This window comes from Burkholderia sp. Ap-955 (assembly GCF_011753045.1).
In the GTDB taxonomy this organism is placed as follows: Bacteria; Pseudomonadota; Gammaproteobacteria; order Burkholderiales; family Burkholderiaceae; genus Burkholderia; species Burkholderia lata_D.
The window spans coordinates 1-3,999 of record NZ_VWWH01000182.1; the positions used below are offsets into that span (position 1 = coordinate 1).

Genomic DNA, 3,999 nt, shown 5'->3' on the forward strand with positions numbered 1-3,999 from the left:
GGTCGCGATCGAATTCGACGAGCAGGGCGCGGTACTGCACACGGCGGGCGCGCGTTACGCGCTCGACGCCGCGCATCCGCTCGGGGACGACTGGATCGCCGCGCTCGCGGCGTTCCTCGATTGCGGCTTTGCACCGATCGACGCGCTGGTGCTGGCGCTGGCCTGGCGCGACGGCGATGAAACCCGCGCCGCCGATGCGTGGCCGGTCGACGCCGCGCGGTTTCCGCGGGTCGCCGGGCTGCCGGCCGCGCCCGAACCCGCGTTCGCGCCGTGTCCCGCACTGCTCGGCCTGTATCCGGTCGTGCCGGACGCCGAATGGGTCGAGCGCGTGCTCGATTGCGGCGTGCGGACCGTGCAGTTGCGTGTGAAAGGCGCGACGCCGGACACCTTGCGGCGGGAAATCGCCCGTGCGGTCGCGGCCGGACGTCGCTATCCCGATGCACGCGTGTTCATCAACGATCACTGGCAGATCGCTGCAGAAGAGGGGGCGTACGGCGTTCATCTGGGCCAGGAAGATCTCGAAACGGCTGATCTGGCCGCGATCGCGCGCGCGGGCCTGCGGCTCGGACTTTCGAGCCACGGTTATTACGAAATGTTGCGGGCATTGCACGAACGCCCGAGCTATCTCGCGCTCGGCCCTGTGTACGCGACCGCGACCAAGGCCGTTGCTGCGCCGCCACAGGGCCTCGCGCGGATCACCCGCTATGCGCGCTTCGCGGGCACCCAGGCGCCGCTCGTCGCGATCGGCGGGGTGGGGCTCGACGCGCTGCCGGCCGTACTGGCAACGGGCGTCGGCAGTGTCGCGGTGGTCAGTGCGGTGACGGGCGCGACCGACTATCGGGCCGCCATTGCTGCGTTGCAGCAATGCTTTCCCGGACAATTTGACAATCATTGACCGCCGGGCCCGGAACGGCTTCACGACATCATTCCAATGCAGGCCCTATAATTCGGCGTTCTGCGTAAAAGGACTGTCAGCTCCGTGAGCCCCACTCCTACCGAGACACTGCTGGAACTTCGCGACGTCGACTTTGGCTACGGCGACCGCCTCGTCCTGTCCAACCTGAACCTGCGCTTCGGGCGTGGGCAGGTGGTTGCGGTCATGGGCGGGTCAGGTTGCGGCAAGACGACCGTGCTGCGCCTGATCGGCGGCCTCGTGCGCGCGCGCCGCGGCCAGGTGCTGTTCGACGGCGCCGATGTCGGCGCGCAAACGCGCGACGGCCTGTACGCGTTGCGCCGCAAGATGGGCATGCTGTTCCAGTTCGGCGCGCTGTTCACCGACATGTCGGTGTTCGAGAACGTCGCGTTCGCGCTGCGCGAGCACACCGACCTGCCCGAAGACCTGATCCGCGACCTCGTGCTGATGAAGCTCAACGCGGTCGGGCTGCGCGGTGCGCGCGACCTGATGCCGTCCGAGGTATCGGGCGGGATGGCGCGCCGTATCGCGCTGGCACGCGCGATCGCGCTCGATCCGCAGCTCATCATGTACGACGAGCCGTTCGCGGGCCTCGATCCGATCTCGCTCGGCATCACCGCGAACCTGATCCGTACGCTGAACCAGGCGCTGGGCGCGACGTCGATCCTCGTCACGCACGACGTGCCGGAATCGTTCGCGATTGCCGACTACGTGTATTTCCTGGCCAACGGCGGCGTGCTCGCGCAGGGTACGCCCGACGAGTTGCGCGCGTCGACCGATCCGAGCGTGCGGCAGTTCATCGACGGCGCGCCGGACGGCCCGTTCAAATTTCATTACACGAGCCCGCCGCTCGCAGCGGATTTCGGGCTCGGCGGAGGGCGCGCATGATCAGCGCGATCGGACGTTACGTCATCGGCGGCCTCGAGCGGGCGGGCTACGGCACGCGCCTGTTCGTGCGCCTCGTGCTGGAATTCTTCCCGCTGCTGCGCCGGCCGCGGCTGGTCACGAAGCAGATCCACTTCCTCGGCAACTATTCGTTCGTGATCATTGCCGTGTCGGGGCTGTTCGTCGGCTTCGTGCTCGGCCTGCAGGGGTATTACACGCTGAACCGCTACGGTTCCGAGCAGGCGCTCGGCCTGCTGGTCGCGCTGTCGCTCGTGCGTGAGCTCGGGCCGGTCGTCACCGCGCTGCTGTTCGCGGGCCGCGCGGGCACGTCGCTCACGGCCGAGATCGGCCTGATGAAAGCCGGCGAGCAGCTCACCGCGCTCGAGATGATGGCGGTGGACCCGATCAAGAACGTGATCGCGCCGCGCATGTGGGCGGGCATCATCGCGATGCCGCTGCTGGCCGCGATCTTCAACGCGGTCGGCGTGCTCGGCGGTTACTTCGTCGGCGTCGTGCTGATCGGCGTCGATCCGGGCGCGTTCTGGTCGCAGATGCAGGGCGGGGTCCAGGTCTGGGCCGACGTCGGCAACGGCGTGATCAAGAGCATCGTGTTCGGCTTCGCCGTGACCTTCATTGCACTGTTTCAAGGGTATGAAGCGAAGCCCACGCCCGAAGGCGTGTCGCGCGCGACCACCAAGACGGTCGTGTTCGCGTCGCTCGCCGTACTCGGCCTCGATTTCCTGCTGACCGCGCTGATGTTCAGCTAAGCCTCAGCCAAGCCAAATTTTGGGATGACGATGAAAAAGACTGCTCTCGACTTCTGGGTCGGCCTGTTCGTGGTGGTGGGCTTCCTTGCGGTGCTGTTCCTGGCGCTGAAGGTCGGCAACATGAGTTCGCTGTCGTTTCAGCCGACCTATTCGGTGAGGATGAAATTCGACAATATCGGCGGGCTGAAGCCGCGCGCGGCCGTGAAGAGCGCGGGCGTCGTGGTCGGCCGCGTGAAGTCGATCGGCTTCGACACGAATACGTACCAGGCGCTTGTCACGATCGATGTCGACGGCCAGTATCAGTTCCCGAAGGATTCGTCGGCGAAGATCCTGACGTCGGGCCTGCTCGGCGAGCAATATATCGGCCTGGATCCGGGCGGTGACACCGAAATGCTGAAGTCGGGCGATACGATCTCGATGACGCAATCGGCGATCGTGCTCGAGAACCTGATCGGCCAGTTCCTGTACAGCAAGGCCGCCGATGCGGGCGGTGCGAAGCCGGCAGCCGGCGCATCGGCCACCGCGCCCGCCGCGCCCGCACCGGTGGCGGTGCCGGCGTCGGCGGTGTCCGGTTCGGCCGGCCAATAACCACACGAGAGAAAACAAGAGGGAATGACCATGCACACGATCCGCATCAGGCAGGCGGCGCTGGCGGTAGCGGCAGTCGCCGCGTTGAGCGGCTGCGCGACCGTGCAGACGCCGACCAAGGGCGATCCGCTCGAAGGCTTCAACCGGTCGATGTACAAGTTCAACGACACGGTCGACACGTATGCGCTGAAGCCGGTCGCGAAGGGCTACCAGTACGTGGTGCCGCAGCCGGTGCGCGACAGCGTGACGAACTTCTTCTCGAACATCGGCGACGTCTACATCGCGGCGAACAACATCGTGCAGTTGCGGATCGCGGACGGCGTCGGCGACATCATGCGCGTCGTGATCAACACGGTGTTCGGCGTCGGCGGCCTGTTCGACGTCGCGACGATCGCGAAGCTGCCGAAGCACACGGCCGACTTCGGGATCACGATGGGCCGCTACGGGATGCCGTCGGGCCCGTACCTCGTGCTGCCGCTGCTCGGGCCGAGCACGCTGCGCGACACGGCTGGCCTGGGCGTCGACTACGTCGGCAACCCGCTCACGTACGTGAAGCCGGATGGCCTGAGCTGGGGTTTGTTCGGCGTGAACCTGGTCAACACGCGTTCGAACCTGCTCGGCGCGGGCGACGTGCTGGATGCCGCGGCGCTCGACAAGTATTCGTTCGTGCGCAACGCGTACCTGCAACGCCGCCAGATGCTGATCAGCAACGCGCGCGGCGAGGCGGCCGCGACGTCTAGCAACGACGCGCTGCCGAAGTACGACCTGCCGGAAGACGGCGCGGCACCGGCCGCAGCCGGCGCGGCCGGTACGGCGGGCGCGGCAGCGGTGGGCGGCGCAGCGCCG

General features: G+C 67.1%; 5 protein-coding genes. All 5 read left to right on the forward strand.

Features of this window, described 5'->3' with window-relative positions:
- Positions 1 to 895 (forward strand): thiamine phosphate synthase (gene thiE, locus F3J15_RS36985; protein ID WP_166897714.1); only part of this gene is annotated, 895 nt, incomplete at its 5' end.
- Between the two features lie 84 nt (positions 896 to 979).
- Positions 980 to 1,801, forward strand: coding sequence for an ABC transporter ATP-binding protein (locus F3J15_RS36990; RefSeq protein WP_006477138.1), 822 nt, complete (start codon positions 980 to 982; stop codon positions 1,799 to 1,801).
- Positions 1,798 to 2,565: a lipid asymmetry maintenance ABC transporter permease subunit MlaE gene (gene mlaE, locus F3J15_RS36995; RefSeq protein WP_050013133.1), complete on the forward strand. Its 768-nt coding sequence runs from the start codon at positions 1,798 to 1,800 to the stop codon at positions 2,563 to 2,565. Before F3J15_RS36990 ends, mlaE begins: the two co-directional genes overlap by 4 nt.
- 24 nt (positions 2,566 to 2,589) lie before the next feature.
- Positions 2,590 to 3,153: an outer membrane lipid asymmetry maintenance protein MlaD gene (mlaD, locus tag F3J15_RS37000; protein WP_166897717.1), complete on the forward strand. Its 564-nt coding sequence runs from the start codon at positions 2,590 to 2,592 to the stop codon at positions 3,151 to 3,153.
- A 30-nt stretch (positions 3,154 to 3,183) separates the two neighbouring features.
- Positions 3,184 to 3,999, forward strand: an 816-nt coding sequence (locus F3J15_RS37005) for a VacJ family lipoprotein (RefSeq protein ID WP_166897720.1), incomplete at its 3' end; no start/stop codon positions are given.

What these genes read in the sequence shown, in the direction of transcription:
- mlaE (WP_050013133.1), top strand. Translation starts at nt 1,798, where the DNA reads ATGATCAGCGCGATCGGACGTTACGTCATCGGCGGCCTCGAGCGGGCG.
- mlaD (WP_166897717.1), top strand. Translation starts at nt 2,590, where the DNA reads ATGACGATGAAAAAGACTGCTCTCGACTTCTGGGTCGGCCTGTTCGTG.